The sequence below is a fragment of the Methylocaldum gracile genome (assembly GCF_053646815.1).
In genome coordinates this window covers 4,451,182-4,476,934 of record NZ_CM132196.1, presented here as the reverse complement: position 1 = coordinate 4,476,934, position 25,753 = coordinate 4,451,182, and the positions used below count along the sequence as shown (strand labels likewise).

23 protein-coding genes are annotated in these 25,753 nt (G+C 65.5%); 22 read left to right on the top strand and 1 reads right to left on the bottom strand.

Translation table 11 applies throughout. The features are described 5' to 3' along the window. Positions 1–281 precede the first annotated feature (281 nt). On the bottom strand, positions 282–776 hold the full coding sequence (locus ACWJJK_RS19855) for a MerR family transcriptional regulator (RefSeq protein WP_168175393.1): 495 nt from the start codon (positions 774–776) through the stop codon (positions 282–284). Between the two features lie 196 nt (positions 777–972). Here ACWJJK_RS19855 and nrtS point away from each other — a divergent pair, with 196 nt between their 5' ends. From nrtS to ACWJJK_RS19745, 22 genes are all read left to right on the top strand, one after another. Then, positions 973–1,197 carry a nitrate/nitrite transporter NrtS gene (gene nrtS / locus ACWJJK_RS19850; protein WP_205780742.1) on the top strand — a complete coding sequence of 75 codons (225 nt, stop codon included), beginning with the start codon at positions 973–975 and terminating at the stop codon, positions 1,195–1,197. Positions 1,198–1,263: 66 nt separating this feature from the next. After that, positions 1,264–2,328: a cobalamin-independent methionine synthase II family protein gene (locus ACWJJK_RS19845; protein WP_156880506.1), complete on the top strand. Its 1,065-nt coding sequence runs from the start codon at positions 1,264–1,266 to the stop codon at positions 2,326–2,328. Positions 2,329–2,573: 245 nt separating this feature from the next. Next, positions 2,574–2,966: a hypothetical protein gene (locus ACWJJK_RS19840; protein WP_077729975.1), complete on the top strand. Its 393-nt coding sequence runs from the start codon at positions 2,574–2,576 to the stop codon at positions 2,964–2,966. 61 nt (positions 2,967–3,027) lie between these two features. Further along, positions 3,028–4,626: a phage tail sheath C-terminal domain-containing protein gene (locus ACWJJK_RS19835; protein ID WP_156880504.1), complete on the top strand. Its 1,599-nt coding sequence runs from the start codon at positions 3,028–3,030 to the stop codon at positions 4,624–4,626. A 16-nt stretch (positions 4,627–4,642) separates the two neighbouring features. Continuing rightward, positions 4,643–5,167: a phage tail protein gene (locus ACWJJK_RS19830; protein WP_077729977.1), complete on the top strand. Its 525-nt coding sequence runs from the start codon at positions 4,643–4,645 to the stop codon at positions 5,165–5,167. A 5-nt stretch (positions 5,168–5,172) separates the two neighbouring features. Further along, positions 5,173–5,886 carry a hypothetical protein gene (locus ACWJJK_RS19825; protein WP_156880502.1) on the top strand — a complete coding sequence of 238 codons (714 nt, stop codon included), beginning with the start codon at positions 5,173–5,175 and terminating at the stop codon, positions 5,884–5,886. Beyond that, positions 5,883–6,605 (top strand): hypothetical protein, encoded by a 723-nt coding sequence (locus tag ACWJJK_RS19820; protein ID WP_156880500.1) that lies wholly within the window; start codon positions 5,883–5,885, stop codon positions 6,603–6,605. Before ACWJJK_RS19825 ends, ACWJJK_RS19820 begins: the two co-directional genes overlap by 4 nt. After that, complete coding sequence (locus ACWJJK_RS19815) at positions 6,602–7,903, top strand: DUF4255 domain-containing protein (protein ID WP_156880498.1); 1,302 nt, start codon at positions 6,602–6,604, stop codon at positions 7,901–7,903. Before ACWJJK_RS19820 ends, ACWJJK_RS19815 begins: the two co-directional genes overlap by 4 nt. Then, positions 7,900–9,825 carry an AAA family ATPase gene (locus ACWJJK_RS19810; protein WP_156880496.1) on the top strand — a complete coding sequence of 642 codons (1,926 nt, stop codon included), beginning with the start codon at positions 7,900–7,902 and terminating at the stop codon, positions 9,823–9,825. Before ACWJJK_RS19815 ends, ACWJJK_RS19810 begins: the two co-directional genes overlap by 4 nt. Further along, a complete protein-coding gene (locus tag ACWJJK_RS19805) occupies positions 9,822–10,079 on the top strand; it encodes a hypothetical protein (protein WP_133718781.1) in 258 nt (85 codons plus the stop codon). Before ACWJJK_RS19810 ends, ACWJJK_RS19805 begins: the two co-directional genes overlap by 4 nt. Then, positions 10,076–11,371 (top strand): eCIS core domain-containing protein, encoded by a 1,296-nt coding sequence (locus ACWJJK_RS19800; protein WP_454128410.1) that lies wholly within the window; start codon positions 10,076–10,078, stop codon positions 11,369–11,371. The genes ACWJJK_RS19805 and ACWJJK_RS19800 overlap by 4 nt, the downstream gene beginning before the upstream one ends. A 211-nt stretch (positions 11,372–11,582) precedes the next feature. Then, positions 11,583–13,328: an eCIS core domain-containing protein gene (locus tag ACWJJK_RS19795; RefSeq protein ID WP_454128409.1), complete on the top strand. Its 1,746-nt coding sequence runs from the start codon at positions 11,583–11,585 to the stop codon at positions 13,326–13,328. A gap of 53 nt (positions 13,329–13,381) precedes the next feature. Beyond that, a complete protein-coding gene (locus ACWJJK_RS19790; protein ID WP_156880494.1) occupies positions 13,382–13,720 on the top strand; it encodes a hypothetical protein in 339 nt (112 codons plus the stop codon). Next, entirely contained in the window at positions 13,717–14,376 is a 660-nt protein-coding gene (locus ACWJJK_RS19785) for a hypothetical protein (RefSeq protein WP_156880492.1), read from the top strand. Before ACWJJK_RS19790 ends, ACWJJK_RS19785 begins: the two co-directional genes overlap by 4 nt. Positions 14,377–14,471: 95 nt before the next feature. Continuing rightward, positions 14,472–14,837, top strand: coding sequence for a LysM domain-containing protein (locus ACWJJK_RS19780; RefSeq protein WP_156880490.1), 366 nt, complete (start codon positions 14,472–14,474; stop codon positions 14,835–14,837). 297 nt (positions 14,838–15,134) lie between these two features. Then, entirely contained in the window at positions 15,135–16,286 is a 1,152-nt protein-coding gene (locus ACWJJK_RS19775; protein ID WP_454128408.1) for a hypothetical protein, read from the top strand. After that, positions 16,283–16,798, top strand: a complete 516-nt coding sequence (locus tag ACWJJK_RS19770) for a phage baseplate assembly protein V (protein WP_156880488.1) — start codon at positions 16,283–16,285, stop codon at positions 16,796–16,798. The genes ACWJJK_RS19775 and ACWJJK_RS19770 overlap by 4 nt, the downstream gene beginning before the upstream one ends. A gap of 1 nt (position 16,799) precedes the next feature. Beyond that, entirely contained in the window at positions 16,800–17,120 is a 321-nt protein-coding gene (locus tag ACWJJK_RS19765; protein WP_156880486.1) for a hypothetical protein, read from the top strand. A 569-nt stretch (positions 17,121–17,689) separates the two neighbouring features. Then, positions 17,690–18,055, top strand: a complete 366-nt coding sequence (locus ACWJJK_RS19760) for a GPW/gp25 family protein (protein WP_156880484.1) — start codon at positions 17,690–17,692, stop codon at positions 18,053–18,055. Next, positions 18,052–20,628 (top strand): putative baseplate assembly protein, encoded by a 2,577-nt coding sequence (locus tag ACWJJK_RS19755; protein ID WP_156880482.1) that lies wholly within the window; start codon positions 18,052–18,054, stop codon positions 20,626–20,628. Before ACWJJK_RS19760 ends, ACWJJK_RS19755 begins: the two co-directional genes overlap by 4 nt. Further along, the gene (locus ACWJJK_RS19750) at positions 20,628–23,552 is read left to right on the top strand and encodes a putative baseplate assembly protein (RefSeq protein WP_454128407.1); all 2,925 of its coding nucleotides are present in this window, start codon (positions 20,628–20,630) and stop codon (positions 23,550–23,552) included. The genes ACWJJK_RS19755 and ACWJJK_RS19750 overlap by 1 nt, the downstream gene beginning before the upstream one ends. Beyond that, positions 23,549–25,747 carry a hypothetical protein gene (locus tag ACWJJK_RS19745; RefSeq protein ID WP_156880480.1) on the top strand — a complete coding sequence of 733 codons (2,199 nt, stop codon included), beginning with the start codon at positions 23,549–23,551 and terminating at the stop codon, positions 25,745–25,747. The genes ACWJJK_RS19750 and ACWJJK_RS19745 overlap by 4 nt, the downstream gene beginning before the upstream one ends. Positions 25,748–25,753: the final 6 nt, after the last annotated feature.

Genomic DNA, 25,753 nt, shown 5'->3' with positions numbered 1-25,753 from the left:
GGTGGCGGCTAACTCCATTCGACATTCGAATGGACATTCATCGTAGGATGGGTAGAGCGAAGCGAAACCCATCGATGGTGGGATAGCCCCTCGGCTCCGCTCGCGACAGGCTCCGCGTAACCCACCGATCCGAGGTCGCGCGATGGGTTACGGCCTCGCGGCCTGCTGCTCGAATTTTCCGACGGCGATATCCGGGTAGCCCGTGATGGGCCGGTGACATTGAACGCATCGCCCGCTTGGGCAATGCCGGTCCTGCGGCATAGCCGGATAGGCCTTCCGGATCAGGGACTGGTCGGATCCCAAATAAGACGGGCGAGATCCGTCAAATCGACATCCCGGTCGACGGGACATTGCGGGCAATCCAGGCGATTGGGCCGATTCGGGCATCGGCTGCATTGGCGAATCAGCATCTCAGCCCGTTCAAGATCGCGTTCCACCAATTCCAGCTCGCTCCGGGTCGAATCAATCCATCCCCGCAGTTCATCCAGGAGCGGCAATACCTTCGATACGGCTTCCGCCCCGGAGCCGCATTGCTCGCGAACGCAAGCGAGCCGCTGCACATCGCTCAATTCCATCCCCAAGCGGGCAAGCCGGAGGACGATCGCCATGCGTTTGACGTCTTTCTTGCGGTAAAGCCGGGTCCCGCCACGGGTCCGTTCGGGCGCGATCAGGCCCAGTTCTTCGTACAGACGGATAGTTCTGGGCGTGGTTCCCAGGTCTTCGGCTAACTCGCCGATCTTCAGCATGTCGCGCTGGTCGCGCGGAGGGAGGCGCATAACCATTACATCTCTATATTTGACGTTTACGGAAGATTCTGTTGACGCATCGGATGGAGCCGAGTTATAAGGTTTCCATCCAAGATTGGTTTTATATTAATGAATTTTAATTAAATATAGATATTGATGAGCTTCAGGAATGCGAGCAAACAAGGCTTTTTGGGTTGACATGTTATTCCGTTACAGGACGAAAGTGATGGCCTGTCACCGGTTGGCGCTGACGGGCGGAGTTTATCCTCGCTCGCTGCGGGTTACCCTGGTCGTCGGCACGCTCTTGAATCTTATCAACCAACCCGAGGCTCTCCTGGGCGCGTCGCCCTGGAATTTGACGCAGGCGATTTTGACGTATGCGGTGCCTTTTCTTGTCGCCACCTATGGCGCCGTGTCCGGGAGCATCCGACAGAACGGCCGCTCGGCATGAACCCCGATACGGATATTTTGCGGCCGAAAGTGAACCCCTCCATCTCGTTACCTTGCGGAGAATACCATGACGATTCCAACTGAACCGATCGGCAGCATCCCCCGTCCTCCGGAGCTTTTAGCGTTATTGCGGGAATTTCGTGCCGGCCGGGCTTCCTCGGAGCGGCTGGCGACGGTGTCCGAGGAGGCTCTGCGCGATACCCTCCGCCGCTTCGAAGATACCGGGTCGCCAGTCGTTACGGATGGCGAGCAAACCAAGCCGAGCTTTGCCACTTATCCGCTACAGGGCCTTCCCAACATCGCCCCGGACGGCGCGGTCATTACGTTTGCCGATGGCCATACGCGCCAGTTGCCGCGGTTGACGGCGGGGCCGTTTCGCTACGCGACGTACGCCGACCAATACCTCCGGGCTGCCCAACGCCTGACCTCATTGCCCGTGAAGCAGGCCGTCATTTCGGCTTCGGCGCTCAGTCTGATCTATCCGCCCGACGGGATCGAGGGTTATCCTCGGGAAGCTTTCCTCGACGACCTCGTCCGGGAAGCCGCCCGGGATATCCGGGGTTGTCTCGAGGCGGGAGCCCATCGCGTGCAGATCGATTTCACGGAGGGTCGGCTCGCGGTCAAGCTCGATCCCTCGAAGCGGTTGCTTCGGGAATTCATCGCTTTGAACAACCGCGTGCTCGATCATTTCACTCCCGAGGAGCGGCGGCGCATCGGCGTCCATACCTGCCCCGGCGGCGACCGCGACTCGACCCACAGTGCGGACGTGGACTATGCCGAACTCTTGCCGAGTTTGCTCGAGCTCAAGGCCGACAATTTTTACGTTCAGCTGGCCAGCGAAAAACAGTCCGACCGCGCGCTCGCCGCGCTTCGGCGGCATGTGCGGCCGGGGCAGAGGATTTTCGTCGGCGTGATCGACGTGCTCAATCCGGAGGTCGAGACGCCGGAGGCGGTGCGCGATCGCGTGTTGAAGGCCGCAGAATACCTTTCGCTCGATCAACTGGGAACGACCGATGATTGCGGCTTTTCGCCGTTCGAGGACGACACATCGACCGGCCGCGATACGGCGTTCGGAAAGATTCGATCGAGAGTGCTGGGTACGAAGCTAGCCGAGCTCATTCTGGAACGATAGCCGATCGAGAGGCTTGGAAGACGGGGGCATGGAAAGTCGGTCAGGCTTTGGCGCTTTGATGGCCCGCCTGTTCTCCCGTCACCCGGTACGCCATGTCCGGCTGCCGTGATGGTTACGACTGCGTAAATCTCGTATTCCGTCTCAAGATATCGACGGATGTCTCTCGGCCTTGACAAAGGGTCCTCAAGAGGCGTATTACCGCTCGGGAAAGGCTCATGACGCTCAAATAAAAAAGGAGAAAGCTCATGGCAACTCTGAGTTGGTCGCTCACGATACAGGTCAGTGGCAGCGCGGCGGTGACTCTTTCCCGCCCGCCTCAGGAGATCGAGGCAACCGACCGGATCGAGGTTTCGATCCAGCCGGGCGACAGCGATAAGGTCATCGACCTGCAACCGGGGGGAAGCAGCGCCATTCACCTTCTGGTGATCAAGTCTTCCGCTTACGGTACGCATCTGAGCTTCAAGGTCAGTGACGGGACCACCGATTCCTCCTCTCTGACACTGGACAGTCCCCAAATCTTCTCCGGTGGCGGCGTCGCCTTGTTCGGCGTGGCGCCACGCCAAATGAAATTCACCAATAGCAGCTCCGACAAGCCCGCCAGCGTCGAGATCCTCGTCGCGCGGGATGCCACGCCTTGATATGACGGCCGGGGATGCAGGTCCCCGTTCTTAACCAACCAGTCGATACGGAGAGATCGCCATGCCCGTTGCTCTTACCTATCCCGGTGTCTATATCGAAGAAGTGCCCAGCGGCGTTCGAACCATCACGGGCGTGGCCACCTCCATTACCGCCTTCATCGGAAGGGCGTTGCAAGGCCCCGTGAACCAAGCCGTTCGCATCCAGAGCTTCGCCGAGTACACCCGCCTCTTCGGCGGGCTGTGGCAGGCCAGCCCTATGAGTTACGCGGTCAGTCATTTCTTCCAGCACGGCGGGAGCGATGCGATCATCGTGCGGGTCTTCAACGGCGACGTGGCGGCCAGCACCGCGACCATCACCCTGGTCACGGCAAGCGGCAACCTGGTGTTGGAAGCCTCCAGCCCAGGCACCTGGGGCGGCGCCCTGCGCGCTACGGTGGATCACGAAACCCGCGATCCGGGCGACACGGCCCTGTTCAACCTGACCGTCGAGCAGCTCGACCGCCCCGGCGGCACACGGGTGATCGCCTCCGAGCGTTTCCGCAATGTGTCGGGCAAGGTCACGGATCCGCGCTTCGTCGATACCGTTCTCGCCCAGGAATCGAGTTTCGTGAGGGTGCGTACTTCCGCGCCGGACGGCGAAAGCCCCACCGACGCCACGCAAGCGGCGGTGGGCAACGCCACCGACGACGGAGACCCGCTGGTCGACGGGCAAATCACCGGCGATCCGAATCAACGCACCGGGATCCATGCCCTGGAGCCGGTCGACCTGTTCAACCTGCTCTGCATTCCGCCTCTGGGAACGGAGCGGGATACGCCGCCGGCCGGCACCGGTGCGTCGTGGCCGGATGTCGACAACGCGACCTGGGCCGCCGCGGCAAGTTACTGCCAGGACCGCCGGGCGATGCTGATCGTCGACCCGCCCGCGGCCTGGACCGCGAATCCGAGCACGGCGGTCGCCACGGCCGAGACCGGGGTGAACGGGGTCCGCGGAACCATCGGCAACGACGACGCCCGCAACGCGGTCATGTATTTCCCGCGGCTCCGAATGCCGGACCCCCTCAACGAGAATCGCCTAGGCAGCTTCGCCCCGTGCGGCGCAGTGGCCGGGATCATGGCGCGGACCGACGCCCAGCGCGGCGTGTGGAAAGCGCCGGCCGGCCTGGAAGCGTCGTTCTCCGGCGTCCAGGAGTTCACCTACACCCTCACCGACGGCGAGAACGGGCGCTTGAATCCCCTGGGCCTCAACTGCCTGCGCAGCTTTCCGGTCGCCGGCAAGGTCGTGTGGGGTGCCCGCACCCTGGTCGGGGCCGATCTGCTCGCTTCGGAATGGAAATACCTGCCGGTGCGGCGTATGGCGCTCTTCCTCGAGGAAAGTCTTTACCGCGGCACCCAGTGGGTGGTGTTCGAGCCCAACGATGAGCCCCTCTGGGCGCAGATCCGGCTCAACGTGGGCGCGTTCATGCAGAACCTGTTCCGCCAGGGTGCTTTCCAGGGCCAGAGTCCCAGGGAAGCGTATCTGGTCAAGTGCGACCGCGAAACCACCACGCAGAACGATATCAATTTGGGCATCGTGAACATCCTGGTGGGCTTCGCTCCGCTCAAGCCCGCCGAATTCGTGGTGATCCGCATCCAGCAGTTGGCCGGACAGATTCAGGCTTAACCGGGGAGAATTCAAGATGGCGCAGTTTTCCGTGAACGCTCAGCGTTTCGATCCGTACAAGAACTTCAAATTCCGCGTGAAATGGGACGGCCGCTACGTCGCCGGCATCTCCAAGGTGGGCGCTCTCAAGCGCTCCACCGAGATGGTCGAACACCGCGAAGGCGGCGACCCTTCCACCTCGCGCAAGTCTCCCGGTCGCACCAAGTTCGAGGCCATCACGCTCGAACGGGGCGTCACCCACGATACCGAATTCGAGAAATGGGCGAACAAGGTGTGGAACTTCGGCTCCGGCCTGGGCGCCGAGGTCTCGCTGAAGGATTTCCGCAAGGACATCATCATCGAGGTCTACAACGAGGCCGGGCAACTCGCGCTGGCCTACAAGGTGTTCCGCTGCTGGGTGTCCGAGTACCAGGCGCTGCCCGATCTCGACGCCAATGCCAACGCCGTGGCGATCCAGACCATCAAGCTCGAGAACGAGGGCTGGGAGCGCGATTACGACGTGACCGAGCCCGCCGAGACTAGCTTCACCGAACCGGATTGAAGCTCATGCGGGCTCCGAGCGAAGCGGAACTCTTGGCGCTGTGGGAGCGCGGCCGGACGCGGCACCCGATCGATCGGGCGCTGTTGCTGGGCGGTTTCGCCCGTCCGGACCTTCCGTCCTCCCGCCTCCCCGATCTCCCCTTGGGTGTGATCAACGCCGCGTTGCTGGGCCTACGCGAGGCCAGCTTCGGGCCCCGCATCGAGGCGTACCTGGACTGCGAGCGCTGCGGCGAACGGCTGGAGTTCGCGCTCGATAGCCGGCAATTGCTCGCCGGCACGGGGCAGGGCGACGGGCGTTCCGAGCTGGAGGTCGCCGGTTTCCGTTTTCGCGCGCCTTCGAGCCGCGATCTTGCAGCGGTGGCGGGGGAACACGACGTGGAGACGGCGAGCCGGAAGTTTCTCGACCGCTGCCGGGTCGACGGCGGGAATACGGCCTGGACCGAAGACGCGGATCTGCGGGCCACTGTCGAGGCTGGATTGGAAGCGCTGGACCCGATGGCCGACATCGCCCTGGAGCTGGCCTGCGACGCTTGCGGACACCGGTGGGTGGCGGGCCTCGACATCGGCGCGCTGCTCTGGGAGGAAATCGAGGCCCGTGCCCGCGCGCTGCTGACCGAAGTTCATCGTCTCGCCCGCGCCTACGGTTGGACCGAACCCGAGATTCTGGCGCTCTCGCCCGAGCGGCGCGCGATCTATCTCGAAATGGTGGACGCATCATGAGCGGATTCGTGCAGCGTCTCGTCGGACGGGCCATGGGCCTTACGCAAAGCGTCCATTCCGCCGCGCGGCTGCCCTATGCGCCGCCGCCCACCCTGATCGAACCGGAGTTGCCGGAAGCCGTTCTGCCGAACTCGGTTCCCGGCGACAGCCGGTCTGCCCGCCAGTGGACCGTAGAGGACCCGGTGCGGCGGCTCGATGTTCCGGAGAACGTACCGGACAAGCCCGCTTTCGAAGCACGCGTTACCGACCATGCGGCGGTCGTTCCGGAAGCACCGAGAGCGAGCATCGGGCCGCCGCCGTTCACAGCCGAGACGGGACAAGCGGGCTTTATGGGTGCAGAAAGCCTTGAAGAATCGTCTGCTGAATCTGTGGCAGACCTCATGCCTCGCGGGTCCCGCAGGATGATCGAGGGCGATTCCGCCGATCGCGAAGGACGAGTCAATGTCCATGGCCTGGCACACATGGTCGAGCCGCTTCTTCCTCCGCAACGGGCCATGCATTCGCCGGCATGGAATGCGGGGAATCGGCCGCCGGATTCCTCACGGGGCGCCGCCTCGGCAAGCCGGGCCGGGGAATCCACCGAGGTGCACGTGACCATAGGCCGGATCGAGGTCACCGCGGTGCACGAAGCGCCTCCGTCCAAGCGCCGGACGCCGCCGTCGGCCAAGCCGATGACCCTGGAAGAATACCTGGCGCGGCGGCGGGGAGAGCGCCCATGAGCAGCGCGCTCGCCATCGCCGGAGTCACCGCCGTGTTGCGCGACCTGCTCAACGACGGCCTGATCAATCAGAACGTGGCCGGCGTCATCGGCAGTTCGGTGTCGGTGAGCGTCGGCCCGCCCGACCGGGTGGTGCCGCCCAACGGCAGCGAAGCCTCCCAGCTCAACCTGTTCCTGCACCAGGTCACGCCCAACACCGGCTGGCGCAACGAGGGCCTGCCCTCGCGCGACCCCTCGGGTCGGCATCGCCTCTCCAACCCGCCGCTCGCCCTCGACCTGCACTATCTCATTTCGGCCTACAGCAGCGGCGACTTGCACGCCGAGATCTTGCTTGGCTACGCCATGCAATTCCTGCACGAAACCCCGGTGCTCGCCCGCCAGGCTATCCGTAACGCCCTGACTCCCTCGCCGCCGCCCGGCACACCGCTGCAGCGCGCGTTGGCCGAGTCGGGCCTCGCGGACCAGATCGAACAGATCAAGATCACCCCCGCGTACCTCAATACCGAGGAAATGTCCAAGCTCTGGACCGCGATCCAGAGCCACTACCGGCCCACCGCCGCCTATCTGGCGAGCGTGGTGCTGATCGAGGCGGACCAGCCCGTCCGTTCGCCCCTCCCGGTACTCTCCCGCGGCCCGATCGATCCGGTCACCCAACGCGACCGCGGCGTGGTGGTGGAACCCGGCCTGGTGCCGCCGCTGCCGATGCTGGAAGCGGTCAAGCCGTCCGACGGTCAGCCCGTGGCGCGGCTGGGCGAGACCATCGATCTCGAAGGCCACCATCTCGACGGCACCGGGCGCACGGTGTTGCTCAGCAACGATCGTTTCGAGGTGGAGCAGAGCATCGCTGCCATGGGAACGGGGGGCGCCGCGCTGATTCGGTTTTCCATCCCCGCGGCGCAGGCGGCCAGCTTTCCGGTCGGGGTCTGGCGTGTCGGCGCGCGGGTGGTCCGCCCCGGCGAGACCGAGCCGCGCGAGACCAACCGGCTCGCCCTTACGCTGGCTCCCGACATCACCGGCTTGCCCATGAACGTGGTCCGCGACGGCAACGGAACCGCCAGTTTCACGCTGAATTTCCATCCCGCCTTGCGCGCCGGACAGCGGGCCGTTCTGGTGCTGGGCCAGCAGGAGTTCGCTCCGGTGGCTTACGTTCCGCCGGTTACCGCACTCAATTTCGTGATCGAGGATGCACCGGTCGGTTCCCATTTGGCACGGCTCCGGATCGACGGGATAGACAGCCCGATCATCGACCGCGCGGTCAAACCGCCGGTGTTCCTCGATCGCCGGATTACCATCACATGAACGCCCGGGAGTTCGAACACGACTGGACCGCCGGTAACCAGCGCCTGCTGACGGCGGAATTCGCCCGCCTGAAGGCGCGGCTCGACGGGCACGGGAGCGATGATCCGGCCGCTTTGGATAATGCAAGGGCCGCGATGCCCGCGCCCGCCGCCATCGACAATCTGGCCGAGAGGTTCGGGCTCAGTTCCTTCGAGCGCGACCTGATCCTCCTCTGCGCCGGGGCGGAGATGGACAGCGAACTGGCCGCCCGTTGCGCGGCTGCCCAGGGTCAGCCTTCCAGGACGCATGTCACTTTCGGCCTGGCGCTCGCCGTCCTGGAAGACGCCCATTGGAGCGCGCTCACGCCGGCCCGCCCGCTGCGCCGCTGGCGGCTGATCGAGGTGGACGAGAACGCCGGACTCAGCGCCGCCCGCCTGAAGATGGACGAGCGGGTCCTGCACTATCTCGCCGGGGTGAATTATCTCGATGTTCGGCTGCAACCGCTGTTGCAGCCGCGTCCGCCTGCCCGGACGATGGCTGAATCTCAACTCAAGGCCGCCGAAGCGGTGCTGGAAGCCTTCGAAGGACGCGAATCCTGGCCGATTGTGCAACTGGCAGGGGATGACGCCTCGGGACGGCAGGACGTGGCGGCTCGGGTCGCCTCGACGATGGGCTTGCAGCTTTGCGTGCTGCGGGCCGGAGACATTCCCGCCGCCGTCCACGAACTGGATTCGCTGGCCGTGTTGTGGCAGCGGGAGGCGGTGTTGCTGGAAGCCGCGCTGCTGATCGACTGCGGCCGGGAAGAAACGGCCCAAGGGACGGCGGTTCGGCTGGCTGAACGGCTCGGCAGCCTGGTGTTCCTCTCCGCCCCCGAACCCTTGGCCGTGCACCGGGCGAACCTGCGGTTCCTTGTCAACAAACCCGACGCCAGGGAGCAGAAACGGCTGTGGGAGGCGGCGCTGGGGACAGCCGCCTCCCGGCTCAACGGCGCGCTGGAGGGGGTTGCCGGCCAGTTCCGATTGGGCGCCGAGACGATTTCGAACACCGGCGCGGCCTTGCGCGCGACCTTGGCCGCGAGCTCCCATCCCGACGCAGAACTCTGGCGAGCCTGCCGGACCCTGGGCCGAACCCGGCTCGATGATTTGGCACAGCGGCTGGACTCCGCCGCCACCTGGGACGATCTGATACTGCCCGAGCCGCAAAAAGCCACGCTGCGCCAGATGGCCGCCCATGTGAGGCACCGGCTCAAGGTCTACGAGGACTGGGGCTTTTCCGGCAAGGGCGCGCGCGGGCTAGGCATCTCGGCCCTGTTCGCCGGCGAGAGCGGCACCGGCAAGACCATGGCCGCCGAAGTGCTGGCCAACGAGCTGCACCTGGACCTGTACCGCATCGACCTGTCCTCGGTGGTCAGCAAGTACATCGGCGAAACCGAGAAGAATCTCAGGCGGGTATTCGACGCCGCCGAGGACAGCGGCGCCATCCTCCTGTTCGACGAGGCCGACGCGCTGTTCGGCAAGCGCAGCGAGGTCAAGGACAGCCACGACCGTTACGCCAATATCGAGGTGAGTTATCTCCTCCAGCGCATGGAGGCCTATCGCGGCCTCGCCATCCTGACCACCAACCAGAAGGCGGCCCTGGACACGGCCTTCCAGCGCCGGCTGCGCTTCGTCGTCCAGTTTCCCTTCCCGGACGCCGCGGAGCGCGAAGCCATCTGGCGCGGCATCTTTCCCGCCGCCACCCCGACCGAGGGGCTCGACCCCGCCAAGCTCGCCCGGCTCCACGTCGCCGGCGGCAACATCCGGAACATCGCCCTCAACGCTGCCTTTTTCGCCGCCGAAGCCGCGGAACCGGTACGCATGCCGCACCTGTTGCGCGCCGCCTACGACGAAGCCGCCAAGCGCGAGCGGCCCCTGACGGACGTGGAAACGCGGGGGTGGGTATGAAGCGTGTCGTAGTGCATATCGATCGGCTGGTGCTGAAAGGATTTCGGCACGAGGACCGACACGCCATTGCCGAGGGCTTGCGCGAGGAATTGAACCGTCTTCTCCTCGCCGAACCGAATGCCGCGGCGCATTTCGTGGCCCGAGGAAATTTACCGCGGCTCAAGATAGGCGGAGTTCGCATCGAACCGGAGGCGAAACCGGTGACAGTGGGGGCGCAGTTAGCTCGGGGTATTGCGCGGGAGACCGGGCGATGAGCGCCGCCGCAGCCCTTCAAACCGCACCCGCCAAGCCCAAAGCTTCGGCCGTGTCCGTCGCCGACGGACTGCTCCAGCGCAAATGCGCCTGCGGCTCCTCGAAATCTCCACTGGGGGAAATGTGCGACGAGTGCCAATCACGCGCGTTGCAGCGCAAGCTCTCGGTAGGTGCGAGTAACGACCCATTAGAGCTGGAAGCGGACCGGATCGCCGATCGGGTGATGGCGATGCCGGTACACCCTGCGGCTGCTGCTACGCCCCTGCGTATCCAGCGTTTTACCGGGAGACCTTCGGGGCAAATGGAGGTTGCGCCTGCCAGCGTCGATCAAGTCCTCGCGAGTCCCGGCAGGCCACTGGAGCCCGCGTTACGGCAGGACATGGAGCAACGCTTCGGCCACGACTTTTCACGAGTAAGAGTGCATTTGGGCGGAGCCGCCGAGCAATCGGCGCTGGAGGTGAACGCCCATGCCTACACAGTTGGTCAGAACATAGTGTTCGGTACGGGTCGGTTCATACCGGAGACGCGCGAAGGACGACGCTTGATTGCCCATGAATTGACCCATGTCGTTCAGCAATCAGATCCAGATTGGAGCAGTGTTGCTCACAACAAGCCACAACTGGCCATCATGCCTTATCGGCCAAAGACTAGCGCCAACTTCGGCGCTTGCGACCATGGGGCGGACGTCGAGGATTCATTCACGATGAAAACCGACACGAACAAAAAGCCCTGGATACAAAAGATAAGCATTGATTTCACCGGAACAACGACGGACGCGGACGGAGACTTGGTACCAACCGGCGAACTTACGGCTAAGTACTTTTCCAGCCCCGTCAGCCTAGCTGATATCAAGGTGGGAATCGTCGGAGGGAAGGCGTCCCAAGGACTTACCGATAGTGGAGCGCACACCGTCACGCGCATCGAGGGCTGTGGATATCACCACACGTCGGTTCCGAAGGCGGAACAAATCACCGGCCATAAGCGCGCCGGCAAGTACTTCAAAGACACTTCGAAAGCGACAATGAATTTCGCGGTGTTCTTTGTCGAGGGGCCAAAGACCGGCAACCAGGCCATTCACGAAGGCAGCCTGAGTTTAGGCTCGCTGGCTTGTGTGCATGTAGCCAAGCAGGACACGATCAGAAAGATCAACTATCACTCTGTAGAGGGCGGCACCAAAGTCCAAGTCTCATACAGTGCATCCGCCCTTAAAAACGTATGTTGTGAACGCTTCAAGACCAAGGGGTTCATGGTGTCGAATCCCTGCAAGGGTCAGGACGCCAAGAAATGCCCGTAGCTGGAGAGCCTTGCGTAGGATGGGTAGAGCGCAGCGAAACCCATCAATGGGAGGCTCACCCTATAGCAGCGTTGGTCGGGGTCGAGGGACAAGAATCCCGACAAGCGGTGCAAGAGGAATGGAGGCCGCTTCGCACGAACGAGGTCAGCGTCGGAATTGTTTTTAAGAATAAACCGGAGATTCTGAGGAGCGCCGTCCAAGGTATAGACCGATGATTACGTACACGGGAACACAGCCGAAGAACACCGCCGGAGCCTCGTCAGTAACGGGACGCGGCGTGCTTTTGCAGCGCAAGTGCGCCTGCGGCGGTTCGTCGGGCCTGAGCGGCGAATGCGAGGAGTGCCGGAAGAAGAAGATGCAGGGTATCCAAACCAAGCTGGCGATCGGCGAACCCGACGACGCGTACGAACGGGAAGCGGATCGGATCGCCGATCAGGTGCTAGCGATGCCGGCGCGGCCCGCCGTCCGTGTCGCGCCGTTGCGTATCCAGCGGTTCGCTAGGCAGTCAGCCGGCGAAGCGGTGCCCACCAGTGTCGACCAGATCTTGGCCGGTTCCGGCCGGCCGCTCGAGCCGGCACTGAGTCGGGACATGGAACAGCGCTTTGGTTATGACTTTTCCAGGGTACGCATACACACCGGCGCGAACGCCGAGCGCTCGGCTCGGGAGGTCGACGCCCACGCCTATACCGTGGGACGTGACATCGTGTTCGGCACCGGTAGGTTCGCGCCGGAGACGCGCGAGGGGCAGCGCCTGCTGGCGCATGAGCTGACGCACGTGGTGCAGCAGTCGGGTGCGGCGGGAACAGGCTCCGGTCAAAGAGCCGATAGAAGTGACCGGCTCCCGATTTCATCCCTGGCGGGCGGCACGCCGGATCGGCTTTTCCGTGACCCGGACGACAAGGGTACCAAGGAGGCGAAGAAAGATGATTGGGCGGGAAAAACCATTCCTAAGGATGAAAAACAGGGTTTGGCCATCTCGCTGTTTCAGGATATCGGAGTTGCTCCCGTCAAATCCTTCGGCTCCGTCGCAGGCGCCAAGTTCTTGTTGCATGACACATCTGGGGCCAGCTCCCGGGCTCATTTGGAGACGGAAGCCAAGAAAGCACGGGGCCCTCTGGGCAGCGGTCCAAACGTTTTCGTGCCCGCTACCGGGCAGGAAATCATCCAGCGCCCGGATTTCTACGATCCTCGCCGCCCGACCACCACCGAATTTGAAAAGGGCGAGGACCTGCTTCGGGAAGCAGACCGTGAGACCGCATTACGCAAAGTCTGGAAAGCAACGAATACGGCAGCAAAAGACAAAGCCTTGGCTGATGCGTTGACTGGGCTTCCCTTGAGCGCAAAGGAGGTTGCAGATGAGAAAAAAGGTGCGAAGGACAAGTTGGATGCGACGAGCGGAAAGATTTTCTCCACGGGCAATTGGGCCGTCGCAGAGATCTGCCGGCGGGAGAAGAAGGAAGGCGCGGCGGCGGTCGCCGTAAAGGGTAAAGAGGCGGACCTGACATCAGGCTGCAAGGTGATCGGACCCGTGCTCGAAGCCCGCGCGCAGCGGGCGAGAGCGACGGTTTCGGTCGAGCTCGTACAGGTGGGTGTCAAGAAAGGCGCGAAAAGCGAGAACACCTGCGATCCTTCGAATCCCGATATTTTGCCGCTCCCCGATCCCCCTTACTCGGCCGAACAATATTGGAATACGACCCTGATGTATCTGAGAGCGGCAGTCGCGGCGGGGGTATGGCCCATGACCACGACCCACTTTGTCGAAGACGCGTTTGCCGGCGGCCACTGCGACCCCCGTTGCTTCGACCTGCAACGGTTCTATGACGGAATCGCGAACTTTTTAGCTCCGTTAGGCCATGCCAAGGGCAGCACTTACGGCGTTAAGCCGAAGTATGGCCTCAAGTCCGGAACCGATACGGTGTGGTGGCACGACAAAATCTGCCACCGGGGGCCGCCCTAGATCTCCCGATGAGGTTTGCAGTTTCCTGATATGAAGAGCGGTAGAAGAACGACATGCACGCAAGCACAACTAGGTTCCCGACTTCCGACCATGGCTGCAATTTCGGCGCTTCCGGAACGCCGGTACAGGCGCTGAGCACGGCCTTCAAGGTATGCACGCGCGGTTTCAAGGACGCCATCACCTGGTGCCTGGGCTGGCAGACCAACCTGGTCAAGATCAACTCCAGGGGGAGGACCCTCATCAATCCGCCGGACAATACGCCCTGTGATCAGTGCAACGGCAGTATCTACAACCTCAGCGGCGATACGGAGGATTGTTCGGGCACCAAACCCAAGCCGCCCAAGGTCGATCTGCCCGATCGCAAACCGAGAGTGCCCGAGGTGCCTGAATGACCACCTTTCCCAATTCTCCGCGTGTCCTCAAGGGCGGCCTGGTGCTGATCGATCCCGAGTCGGCGCGAGTGCTGCGCATCATTTCGCTGCAGTACAACCCGGACTCGCTGTCGCGCACATTGCAGATCCAGTCGGCCGGGGGGGAAGCGGTCAACCGCTCGGAGCCGATGCGCTTCAAGGGGCCGGCGGTGGAGACGATCAAGCTGGACGCCGAGATCGACGCCGCCGACCAGTTGGAGTTTCCGGACCAGCATCGCGCCGTGGTCGAGCACGGCATCCAGCCTCAACTGGCGGTGCTCGAATCCCTGGCGCATCCGACCAGCGCCCAGTTGTTGCGGGTCGATGCCGAGGCCAGTTCCGGGACGCTGGAAATAGCGCCCATGGAGGCGCCGCTGATGCTGTTCGTGTGGAGCAAGAGCCGTGTGGTGCCGGTGCGGCTGACGGACTTCTCGATCACCGAGGAGGCTTTCGATCCCGCGCTGAACCCGATCCGCGCCAAGGTGAGCCTGGGGCTGCGCGTGCTCTCGGTGGACGACCTCGGCTTCGCCCACAAGGGCGGAAGCCTGTTCATGAGCTATCTGCAAACCAAGGAACAACTCGCGGCGAAGGCCCAGCCGGGCAGCTTCGCGGCACTTGGTATCGGAGGGATTGAATGAGCCGTCAGCTATCAGCGGTCAGCAGATAAGTTGGAATCGCAGAATGCTGAAACCTGAAAGCTGACGGCTGACAGCTAACTACCGAGAGCTAACTAATGACTGATCCAATCCAAGCCTTTCTACAAGCCAACGTCCTGGTCACGCCGCTGTTTCCCGCCACCAGCCGTTACCACGGCATCGCGGCGGCCCAGCTTACGCGGCCGGACGGCACGACCGTGGTGTATCTGAAACGCCGCTTCGTGCCGCCGCCGGAGAACTTCGCGCTGCTGCAGGAGCACACGGTGGTCGAGGGAGACCGGCTGGACAATTTGGCCGCGCGCTATCTCGGCGACCCGCTGCAATACTGGCGCATCTGCGACGCCAACCGCGCCATGCGTCCGGAGGAACTGACCGAGACCGCCGGGCGGCGCCTGCGCATCACCTTGCCGGAAGGCATTCCGGGGGGGGCGGATGCTGGCTAACCCGCTGCAGAGCCGTCTTGATGCGGGCTTCATCCCCTCTGTGGGTAGGGGTATCTACCTAAATGCACAAAGCCGTAGTTCCGGCAGGGATTGCTCGCCCCTTCCCTGGGGCTCGTCCTTCGGACCGTGCTTAGCACGTCCAAATTCGCTCCTTGCGAATTTGTGCCGGAATCCAGAGCACAGGGAAGTGACACGCCTCTGCCATCCATGGCTTCTGGACCCCGGCATTCCCTCCCGGGGTGACGATTTGTGTAGATACCTTTGCCCTGTGGGGGCGGTGCCGCGCAGCCGCAAGTCTTGGGGTTATCAATGAAAAACGGAATTCAGCTCACCTTGCTGATGGGCCCGGTGGTGCCCATTCCGGCTCCGCGGGTGGTGATGGATGCGCTCGACAGCGTGCAGGTCACCACGGCGGCCGGCGCGGCCAGCGGTTTCCAGCTTTCGTTCCAGTTCAGCAGCAAGTCGGAGCTGAACACGATTTTTCTGATCGCCGGGGCGCAGAGTACCGGTCCCGCGACGCCGCCGCTGCGGGTGATGCTGATCGTGACCCTGAACGGTACGCCCCAGCCGCTGTTCGACGGCGTCATGACCAATGTCCAGGTGCAGGCGGGAAGCAACGGGGCCCCGGGCACGGTGACGGTCACCGGCGAAGACCTCACCAAGGCCATGGACATGCTGGATCTCAGCGGCCTGCCGTTCCCGGCGCTGCCCATCGAGGCGCGGGTGGCGCTGTTGTGCGCCAAGTACGCGCCGTTCGGCATCATTCCGCTGGTGATTCCCGCGCTGTTTCCGGACGTGCCCATCCCCGTCGACAAGATTCCCGCCCAGCAGGGCACGGATCTCCAGTACATCCGGCAACTGGCGGACGAGGTGGGCTACGTCTTCTACATCGAGCCGGGGCCCACGCCCGGCACCAACATCGCCTACTTCGGACCCGAGATCAAAGTGGGCGTGCCGCAGCCGGCGCTCAACGTGGACATGGACGCACTGACCAACGTGGAGTCGCTGAGCTTTTCCTTCGATCCCACCAAGGGGGTGCTGCCGGTGGTCTTCATTCAGAATCAGCTGACCCGTGTGCCGATTCCGATTCCCATCCCCAATCTCAATCCCTTGCAACCGCCCTTGGGTGCGTTGCCGACGCCCATCGCCAATCTCACCGTGCTCAAGGACACGGCCAAGATGAATCCCATGCAGGCGATTTCCATGGGACTCGCGGAGGCCAAGAAGTCGCAGGACGCGGTCAGCGCCAACGGCAGCCTGGACGTGCTGCGCTACGGCCGGGTGCTCAAGGCCCGGCAACTGGTGGGAGTACGCGGTGCGGGCGTGGCCTACGACGGGCTCTACTACGTCGAGAGCGTCACCAGCACTCTCAAGCGCGGCGAGTTCAAGCAGAGCTTTCGGCTCACGCGGAACGGCCTGGTTTCCATCACGCCGAGGGTGCCCGTATGAACGAGAGCGGCAAGTATTACGGCAAGTACCGCGGCATGGTGCTCAACAACATCGATCCCTTGCAGCAGGGCCGCCTGCAGGTGCAGGTGCCGGACGTGGCGGGCCTCGCTCCGGCGACCTGGGCCATGCCCTGCGTGCCGATCGCCGGCATCCAGAACGGCATGTTCGCCCTGCCCATTATCGGTTCGGGCGTGTGGATCGAATTCGAGCAGGGCAATCCGGACTATCCGATCTGGGTGGGCTGTTTCTGGGGCAGCGGGGCCGAAGTGCCGGCGCTGGCCCGCGCCACGCCGCCGGGCCTGTCCGCCATCACCCTGCAGACGCCGTTGCAGAACGGACTGACGATTTCGGACCTGCCGGGTCCCACCGGCGGCATCATGCTGAAAAGCGCCACGGGGGCGACGCTGATCGTCAACGACACCGGCATTTACATCCAGAACGGCAAGGGCGCGGCGATCACCCTCGTCGGCCCGACCGTGACCATCAACAACGGCGCGCTGACGGTGGTCTGAGATGCCCGGACCGCTTCTGCATGTCGGCACTTCGGTACTGTGCGCGCACGGCGGCACGGCAACGCCCACCGCTCCGAACCCGAGGGTGCTGGTGAGCGGCCAGCCCACGGTAACCATGGCCGCGCCCTACGCCATCGCCGGCTGTCCGTTCAACGTGAGCGGCAGCCCGGTGCCCTGTGTTACCGGCCAATGGGTGGTGGCGGCCACGCGGGTCTTTTCCAACGGCCAGCCGCTGGTGCTGATGGACAGTCAGGCCGTCTGCGCGCCGAACGGTACGCCGCTTCTGCCGGTGGCGGCGCAGACGCGGGCGATAGGGACGTGAGCGGTCAGCTTTCAGCTTTCAGCTATCAGCCGTCAGCTGTCAGCCAAGAAAAGCTGACAGCGAGTTGATTTCCGGTTCCCTCGTGTGGCGTCACTGCCATTAAGTTAAGCCGTCATACTGGCAGGGATGCCAGTATCCAGGGACAAGGATGTTAGCCCGCTTGCCATCCATGGACGCTGGATTCCGGCCGCCCTGCCGGAATGACGGACATCTCTGCTTAAATTAATGGCAGTGACGTGTGGCGTGGGAACCGATTCGGCCCGCGCTGCGGGCCGTAAGGGGCGCGGCGCGGCGCGCCGATGCCATTAAGTTAAGGCAGTTGCCGTGTCATAGCCCCTCTCCCCAACCCCTCTCCCCTCGGGGGAGAGGGGCTTTTACTCCCCTCTTCCCCGAGGGAAGAGCGAAGCGAAGGGGGCGAAACCGGTAGGGGGAGAGGGAGGAATAAGCCGCCTGTGCTCAGTAATGACAGCGGATTTTCTTAACTTAATGGCAGTGACGCGACGCGCGGGAACGAAAAGAATAACTGATCGCTGAAAGCTGATAGCTGACAGCTCATAGCTAAAAAACCTATGAACCTTCAATACCCCTACCAGTTCGACGATCGAGGGCGTACCGGCGAAGCCGGCGAGGAGGCGTACATCCGGGGCCTGATCGAGCAGGTGCTGTTCACCTCGCCCGGCGAGCGGGTGATGCGGCCCGATTTCGGCAGCGGGCTCATGCAACTGGTGTTCGCGCCGAATAGCGTCGAACTGGCCGCGACCACCCAGTTCCTGGTGCAGGGCGCGCTGCAGCAATGGCTGGGCCATCTGATCGCGCTCGACGGCGTGGAGGTGGAAGCGATCGAGTCGACCCTGAGGGTGACCGTGCGTTATGCGATCCGCCGTACCGGTACCAGCCAAGTAGCGACGTTCGAACGCGGAGGGGCGCTGCCATGATCTACCATTGCTGCGACGAACGGCGCCGCAATAAGGTCGCCGCCCATCCCACCCTCAACGGTATCGACTATCTGGAAGTGCTGGACCGCGAAGCGCCGCTCGGCAGCCCGCGCCAGCAAACCTTGTTGGTCCGGCTGTTCAAGGCGATTCCGCCGGGTTTCGCGGCGCAGCAGGTCCGCATCGAAGGCGGCGAGCGGGTGCGCGGCGTCCGTGTCGAATGGGTGGCGCCGGCTTCCGCACCGCCAGCCGACGCCACCCCCGCCGAAGCGGCGTTCTTCGCCGGCCTGCCCGAGCCGGACCACGTCCTGCTGGTCCGCGTCGACCGCTACGGCGATTTCTCGCCGTACCGGTTGCGTCTGGTGCGCTCGGCGCTGGACGATACGCCGCCGCAAAACTTCGACCCGCGGCTTTCCGAGGTGGAATTCTCGTTCAAGGTCGAGTGCGACAGCGAGTTCGACTGCCGGAAGCGGGAGGACTGTCCCGAAGAGCCCGTCCCGGCGCCGGAGATCGATTATCTCGCCAAGGATTATCCGAGCTTCCGCCGGCTCATCCTGGACCGGATCACCCAACTGGTGCCGGACTGGCGCGAGCGCAGCGCCGCCGACCTGGGCGTGACCCTCGCCGAACTCATGGCCTACGTGGCGGATCAACTGTCCTACCGGCAGGACGCCATCGCCACCGAAGCCTACCTGGAAACCGCGCGCCTGCGCACTTCGCTCCGCCGCCATGCCCTGCTGGTCGACTATCCCATGCACGAAGGCTGCAATGCCCGAGTCTGGCTGCACGTGGCGGTGAATGCGGACGGAGTGGCCTTGCCGCGGGCCGGCACCCGTTTCTACGGCCGGGTGCCGGGTTTGCCGTCGCGTATCGTCCCCGGATCGCGGGATGACGAAGCCGCCTTGCGGAAAAGTCCCGCGATTTTCGAGCCGCTGCACGATGTCGTGCTTTACGCGGCGCATAACGAAATCGATTTCCATGCCTGGGGCGATCGCCGCTGCTGTCTGCCCAAGGGTGCGACTCGGGCGACGCTCGCGGGTCATCTCGCCGCGCTGGAAGCGGGCGACCCCTTGCTGTTCGAGGAGGTGCTGGGACCTTCGACCGGCGAGCCGGGCGACGCCGATCCCGCGCACCGCCACGTGGTGCGGCTGGTCTCGGTACGCAAGTTCTCGCCGGACGACCCCGCGGCGCCGCTCACCGATCCCGTCAGCGGCGCGGAGATTACCGAGATCGCCTGGGCCGCGGAGGACGCCTTGCCGTTCCCGCTGTGCATTTCCTCGGTCACCGACGAGGCGCACGGCGAAGTGGAGCTCGACCGGGTCAGCGTCGCAAGGGGCAACCTGGTGCTCGCCGATCACGGTTTCACCTTGCCGGCGGACGAGAACCTGGGCAGCGTGCCCCCGGCGCGGCTGGTTTATCCGCCCGAGCGCGACGCCAATCGCTGCACCGGCGCCGAGCCCGTGGAGCTTCCGCCGCGTTTCGCGCCGCGGCTCGCGAATGCGCCGCTCGCCTGCGCCGGCACGGTGCTCAAGACGACCGTGAAGGACGGGGTGAGCCGCACCGAACGCCTGGCCTTCGATCCGGAAGCGCCGGCGGCGTCCGCGATGCAATGGCGCATGGAGGACTGTCTGCCGGCGATAACCCTGAACGCCGGGACCTGGACGGCGCGGCGCGACCTTTTGAACAGCGAGCCGGACGATCCCCATTTCGTCGTCGAGGTCGAGCACGACGGTTCGGCCAGCTTGCGCTTCGGCAACGGTGTGCACGGGCAACGGCCCAAAACCGGTATGGCATTTACAACGCGCTACCGGGTCGGCAACGGCCGCGCCGGGAACGTCGGCGCCGACACCATCGCCCACGTGGCGAGCGGCGACGGTTCTGTGCTCGGCGCGCGCAATCCCCTGGCCGCGCAAGGCGGCGTGGACCCGGAAGACGCCGCGGTGGTGCGCCGGCGCGCCCCGCAAGCCTTCCGCCGCCAGGAACGGGCGGTCACGCCGGAGGACTACGCCGAAGTCACCGAGCGCCACCCCGGCGTGCAGCGGGCGGCGGCGACGCTGCGCTGGACCGGGAACTGGTACACGGTGTTCGTCACCGTGGACCGGGCCGGCGGCCTGTCGATAGCCACGGACGACTTCGAGCCCCGGATCACCCGCCACCTCGAGCGTTACCGAATGGCGGGCCACGACACCGAAATCAACGATCCGGTGTTCGTCTCCCTGGAAATCGATCTCCTGGTCTGCGTCCAGGCGAATTATTTCCGTTCCGACGTGCGCGCGGGATTGCTGGAGGTCCTGGGCAACCGGATGCTGCCCGACGGGCGGCGCGGGCTGTTTCATCCCGATAATCTGAGCTTCGGCCAAACCGTCTACCTGAGCTCGCTATACGCGGCGGCCCGCCAGGTCGCGGGCGTGGGTTCGGTGCAGGTGACCCGCTTCCACCGCCAGGGCAGCGAGGATACCGGACCGCTCGCCGACGGTTTTCTCCGCCTGTCCCGGCTGGAGATTCCCCGCCTCGACAACGATCCCAATTTCCCGGAGCACGGCGTGCTTCGTCTGTCCCTATTCGGAGGCAAGTGATGGCCGATTCCAGCCTCGACCACTGCGGATGCTGCGCGGGCCTCGACGCCGAGACGCCGGCGCGCATCGACAACCCGCCCGGCCAGTCCGCCGTCGCCTACCGGGTCGGCGTGCACGCGAGCTTCAGGGAATCCCTGCTCGCCCGGCTTTCGAGCAGCGGCTTGCCGGCCCTCGCGGGGCTTACCACCCGGGACGGCGGCGATTTCACCATCGCCCTTTGCGATGCGCTGGCCACCACCCTGGACGTGCTGTCCTTCTATCAGGAACGCATTGCCAACGAGAACTTCCTGCGCACGGCGACCGAGCGCCGCTCGATTCTCGAACTGGCCCGCCTGATCGGCTACGAGCTCGCGCCCGGCGTGGCCGCCTCGACCTTTCTCGCCTTCACCCTGCAGGAGGTTCCGGGCAGTCCCGCGCTGGCCGCGGGTCCCGTGGAGATTCCGGTGGGTGCCAGGGTGCAGAGCGTGCCGGGTCCGGGCGAGCAGCCCCAGACCTTCGAGACCGTGGAGCCGGTGGAAGCCCGCGCCGAATGGAACGCCATTCCTGTGCAGGCCTCGGTCCCCTGGCGCCCGCGCTTCGGCGACCGCGAGCTGTGGCTGGCCGGAGTGGGCAACGGCGTGGGGGCGGGCGATGTCATCCTCGTGGTGGGCCAGGAGCGGCTCGACGATACCGGCAGCGAGCGCTGGGACGTCCGGGTGCTCACGTCCGTGGAGGAGGACCGGGAAAAGCAGCGCACCCGGATCGTTTGGGACGAGCCGCTGGGCAGCGCGAGCCCCCATGTCGAGCCGGCAGGCGCGGGCGCGACAGTTTACGTCTTCCGCCAGCGTGCCGCGCTGTTCGGTCACAATGCGCCGGACCCGCGTATCCTGTTCACCCCGAACAACCCCGCGCCCGAGGGTCTGCTTACGGCAAACGGGCAGCAGTGGGCTAACTTCGGGATTCAGGGTTCCCGAATCGATCTCGACGCGGAGTATCCGAAAATCGTTCCGGGCAGCTGGATCGCCCTGGTCGCCGCGGCGCCGCCGCCCGATTCTGTGGATATCGGGATTCTGGGCCCCATCGAGTTGATTCCGGTGGCTTTCGCCAACTCGGCCGTGGCGTCCCCGGTCGCTAGCGCACTCTCCTCGATGCCGTCGGGTTTAGCCAGTGCCGTTTCGTCGAAGCTCGCCGCAGGGTATGTGGAACTCTATCGCGCCCAATCCGTCGCGCATCTTTCCCGCCGCGACTACGGTTTGAGCGGGAAGACCACCCGCATCGCCCCGGACACCACTGAAAACCTCGATCTGTTCGGCTTGCGCGAGACCCTGGTGCTGGCCCAGTCCGAGCCGCTGTCGGTGACCGGCACGCCGCTCGGATTTCCTCTCTACGGCGACCTGCTCGCGCTGGGCCGGCTCGCGCCGGGAATCGGCCCCGGCCGTGCGCTGGCGATCGGCGGCAAGCGCGCCCGCGTGCGGCTGCGCAAGGGCAGGAGCGCTGTGACCATGCCGCTCGTGGAAGGGGGCGGCGTGACCGTCGAGGAAGGGGATTCCCTGCGCCTCGTAGCCGCGCCGGAGCAGAAATCCGGTAGCGCATGGCTGGTGCTCTCCCCGCCGCAGTTCGGCGAGCGGCTCGCCAACCCGGGCAGCGCGGAGTTGCGCCTCCGGCTGCTGAACCGGGACGGGCGGGAAGGGGTGCTGGAGGCGGCCGCCGCGGCGATAGAACCGGCGCCGCCGGAACCGGGCGACGGGGAGGTGTCGGAAATCGCTTTCGTCGGGGAACTGGCTACTTCCGTGAGCCAGGACCGCGACCGCAGCTATTTCACCCTCGCCGCGCCCCTCAAGCACGTCTACGACCGCGAGACCGTGCGCGTCAACGCCAACGTCGCGCGCGCCACCCACGGGGAAACGGTGAACGAGATCCTGGGCAGCGGCGGCGCCCGCGTGGCCAACGCCGGCTTCGGCCTGCGCCAGGCGCCGCTCACCTTCGTGAGCGCGGCCACCCCGAGCGGACGCCAATCGACCCTGGCCTTGCGCGCCAACGACCTCCTCTGGCAGGAGGTTCCCAGCCTCTACGCCCGTGGTCCGAACGAGCGGGTCTACGAGCTCGCCGTCGACGACCAGGCGCGAGCCATGGTGCGGTTCGGCGACGGCATCGAGGGCGCCCGCCCGCCGTCCGGCGACCACAACCTGCGCGCCATCTACCGCAAGGGACTGGGGCTCGCGGGCAATGTCGCGGCGGGCAAGCTCACCACCCTGCTCTCGCGTCCCCTGGGCGTCACCGGCGCCACCAATCCCGAGCCGGCGGGCGGCGGGGAAGACCCGGAAGCCGAGGAGCGGGCGCGGGTCAACGCGCCGCTCACGGTGCTCACCCTGGAGCGGGCGGTATCGATCCGGGACTACCGGGATTTCGCCCGCGCCTTCGCCGGCATCGCCAAGGCCCACGCCCTGTGGCTGCCCAGCGGTCCGGCCCGCGGGGTGTTCCTCACCGTGGCGGGCGAGGAGGGAAGCGCCGTTCCGGCGAACGGCGACACGTTCCGCAACCTGCTGGCGGCGTTGCGCCGCCATGGCGATCCGCTCCTGCCGCTGACCCTGGTCAGCTATCGAGATGCGCGGTTCCGCCTGCGGCTGGCGGTGAAAGTCGCCGCCGAGGCCGAGCCGGAACTGGTGCTTGGCAGCGTCGAGGCCCGCCTCAGGGAAGCCTTCGGCTTCGAGGCGCGCGGCTTCGGCCAGGGGGTCTCGGTGGACGAGGTGGCCGCCGTCGCCCAGGCCGTAACCGGCGTCGAGGCGGTGCACGTGGCCGAGCTGCACCGGAGCGACACGCCGGTTCCGAAATTCGCGCCCCGCCTGTTCGCGGCGCTGCCCGTGGCCTCCCTCGGCGCGGCGCCGCTGGCCGCCGAGCTGCTCACCCTGGACGCCGCGCCCCTGGTGCTGGAGATGATGTCATGAGCTTCGACGCCGATACCCTGTTCCGGCTGCTGCCGGCCATCCACCGCATCCGCGATGCCGAGCTGGCCGCGGGCCTCGAGGGTCTCCTGACCCCGGCGGAAGCCGCCGAACTCGCCGCCCTGGAGGCTTTGCCCAGTCCGACCGTCGCCGAGCAGGAGCGGATCGAGGCACTGCGCGGGAAAGCCGCCCAGGGGCCCCTCAAGGCCCTGCTGGCGGCCTTCGCGGACGAGTTCGCGGTCCTGGAGGAGAATCTCGACCAGCTCTACGACGACCTCTTCATCGAAACCTGCGCGGACTGGGCGATTCCCTATATCGGCGACCTGATCGGCTACGAACCCTTGCACGCCCTGGGAGAGGCGCGCGGCTTGGCCCGCGCCGAGGTCGCCCACACCATCGCCCTGCGCCGCCGCAAGGGCACGGCGGCGGTGCTGGAGCAGCTCGCCCGCGACGTCACCGGGTGGAACGCCCGCGCGGTGGAGTTCTTCCAGTTGCTGGGGACCACCCAGTACATGAACCATCTCAGGCCGCACAGCCGGTACGCGCCCGACCTCCGGCAATGGGAGCCGCTGGCGCGGATCGGCACGGCCTTCGATTCGGCGGCGCACACCGTGGACGTCCGGCGGATCGAGAGCCGGCGCGGGCGCTTCAACATCCCCAACGTGGGGATATTCCTCTGGCGACTCGACGCCTATCCGCATACCCGGAGCCCGGCGGTGCGGGTCGACGACCGGCGTTACCTGGCGAGCCCCCTGGGCCATCCGCTCCAGCTTTACGCCAACCCCGTGGCCGAGGACGAAATCACCCACCTGGCCGAGCCCATCAACGTGCCTGACCCGATCGGCCGCCGGATGCTGGATGCCCGCAAGGCGCTTTATTACGGTTCGCGGGAATCGTCCGGGGCGGAGGTCGACAACGCCGAGCCCAGTCTCGTGCTGTACGCGGACGGCGTCGAGGTGCCCCGGGAAAGCGTCGTGGCCTGCAACCTGGCCGACGACGGCGGCGGCTGGGCGCACGCGCCGCTTACCGGGAACTTGCCGGACGGTACGACCCTGGGTGACAAGTACGGCATCGATCCCGTGCTGGGAAGAATCGCGCTGGGGGATTCCGTGGCCGTGCCCCAAAGCCTCCAGGTCACCTATCACTACGGGTTCCCGGCGGACCTGGGCGGCGGCGAATATCCCCGTGAACGCCGTGCCGACGCCCCCGGAACCTCCGTGATCCGGGTGCCCGACGACCATTCCACGATCCAGGCCGCCCTGGCGGCCCTGGCCGGCGACGGGGTGGTGGAAATCGCCGACAGTGGGCGCTACGAGGAAACCCTCGCGGTGAACGTGAATGCCGGCGGGCACGTGATCCTGCGGGCCGCCGAGCGGTGCCGGCCGACGCTGATCCTCGGCGGGGATGTTTCCGTCACGGGCGGGGCGAACAGCGCCTTCAGCCTGGAAGGGCTGCTGGTGGCCGGCGCGCGGCTGCACGTGCCCGCCGCGGGCAACGAACTCGCGCGCCTGCGCATCGCCCACGCCACCCTGGTGCCCGGTTTGGAGCTGGACGCGGCGGGCGATCCGGTCTCGCCCGGCGCGGCGAGCCTTCTGGTCGAACGGCCGGGCGTGGCCGTGGAGCTGGAACGGGCGATCGTGGGCGCGTTGCGAGTGGTCGAGGGGGCGAGACTCGCGGCCACGGATGCCATCCTCGACGCCAACGATCCCGCCGCCACGGCTTATTGCGCGCCGGACGAGGTTTCGCCGGGCGGCGAACTTTCCCTCACCGCCTGCACCGCGATCGGCAAGATCAACGCGGACGCCGTGGGTCTTATTTCCAACAGCATCCTCCTGGCCCGCGCCACGCCGGGCGATACTCTGCCGCCGGTGTACGCGCGGCGCCGCCAGACCGGCTGCGTGCGTTTTTCCTATCTGCCCTTCGCCTCGCTGGTGCCGCGCCGCCATCGCTGCCAGCCGGAGAGCGCGGAGGGCGAGTCCGACATCGCTCCGCATTTCACCTCGCTGCGCTATGGCGTCCCGGCGTATTGCCAGCTCATGCGCAGCACTCCGGACGAAATCCGGCGCGGGGCGGACGACGAGAGCGAGATGGGCGCCTATCACGCGCTGTTCGCCGCCCAGCGCGAGGCCAATTTGCAGATTCGTCTGTGCGAATTTCTCCGCGTCGGGCTGTCGTCCGGCGTTTTTTACGAGACTTGAGGAGCC

Bases quoted from the DNA above. Each gene is read 5' to 3' on its own strand.
- ACWJJK_RS19855 (WP_168175393.1), bottom strand. From the start codon at position 776: ATGCGCCTCCCTCCGCGCGACCAGCGCGACATGCTGAAGATCGGCGAG.
- nrtS (WP_205780742.1), top strand. From the start codon at position 973: ATGGCCTGTCACCGGTTGGCGCTGACGGGCGGAGTTTATCCTCGCTCG.
- ACWJJK_RS19845 (WP_156880506.1), top strand. From the start codon at position 1,264: ATGACGATTCCAACTGAACCGATCGGCAGCATCCCCCGTCCTCCGGAG.
- ACWJJK_RS19840 (WP_077729975.1), top strand. From the start codon at position 2,574: ATGGCAACTCTGAGTTGGTCGCTCACGATACAGGTCAGTGGCAGCGCG.
- ACWJJK_RS19835 (WP_156880504.1), top strand. From the start codon at position 3,028: ATGCCCGTTGCTCTTACCTATCCCGGTGTCTATATCGAAGAAGTGCCC.
- ACWJJK_RS19830 (WP_077729977.1), top strand. From the start codon at position 4,643: ATGGCGCAGTTTTCCGTGAACGCTCAGCGTTTCGATCCGTACAAGAAC.
- ACWJJK_RS19825 (WP_156880502.1), top strand. From the start codon at position 5,173: ATGCGGGCTCCGAGCGAAGCGGAACTCTTGGCGCTGTGGGAGCGCGGC.
- ACWJJK_RS19820 (WP_156880500.1), top strand. From the start codon at position 5,883: ATGAGCGGATTCGTGCAGCGTCTCGTCGGACGGGCCATGGGCCTTACG.
- ACWJJK_RS19815 (WP_156880498.1), top strand. From the start codon at position 6,602: ATGAGCAGCGCGCTCGCCATCGCCGGAGTCACCGCCGTGTTGCGCGAC.
- ACWJJK_RS19810 (WP_156880496.1), top strand. From the start codon at position 7,900: ATGAACGCCCGGGAGTTCGAACACGACTGGACCGCCGGTAACCAGCGC.
- ACWJJK_RS19805 (WP_133718781.1), top strand. From the start codon at position 9,822: ATGAAGCGTGTCGTAGTGCATATCGATCGGCTGGTGCTGAAAGGATTT.
- ACWJJK_RS19800 (WP_454128410.1), top strand. From the start codon at position 10,076: ATGAGCGCCGCCGCAGCCCTTCAAACCGCACCCGCCAAGCCCAAAGCT.
- ACWJJK_RS19795 (WP_454128409.1), top strand. From the start codon at position 11,583: ATGATTACGTACACGGGAACACAGCCGAAGAACACCGCCGGAGCCTCG.
- ACWJJK_RS19790 (WP_156880494.1), top strand. From the start codon at position 13,382: ATGCACGCAAGCACAACTAGGTTCCCGACTTCCGACCATGGCTGCAAT.
- ACWJJK_RS19785 (WP_156880492.1), top strand. From the start codon at position 13,717: ATGACCACCTTTCCCAATTCTCCGCGTGTCCTCAAGGGCGGCCTGGTG.
- ACWJJK_RS19780 (WP_156880490.1), top strand. From the start codon at position 14,472: ATGACTGATCCAATCCAAGCCTTTCTACAAGCCAACGTCCTGGTCACG.
- ACWJJK_RS19770 (WP_156880488.1), top strand. From the start codon at position 16,283: ATGAACGAGAGCGGCAAGTATTACGGCAAGTACCGCGGCATGGTGCTC.
- ACWJJK_RS19765 (WP_156880486.1), top strand. From the start codon at position 16,800: ATGCCCGGACCGCTTCTGCATGTCGGCACTTCGGTACTGTGCGCGCAC.
- ACWJJK_RS19760 (WP_156880484.1), top strand. From the start codon at position 17,690: ATGAACCTTCAATACCCCTACCAGTTCGACGATCGAGGGCGTACCGGC.
- ACWJJK_RS19755 (WP_156880482.1), top strand. From the start codon at position 18,052: ATGATCTACCATTGCTGCGACGAACGGCGCCGCAATAAGGTCGCCGCC.
- ACWJJK_RS19750 (WP_454128407.1), top strand. From the start codon at position 20,628: ATGGCCGATTCCAGCCTCGACCACTGCGGATGCTGCGCGGGCCTCGAC.
- ACWJJK_RS19745 (WP_156880480.1), top strand. From the start codon at position 23,549: ATGAGCTTCGACGCCGATACCCTGTTCCGGCTGCTGCCGGCCATCCAC.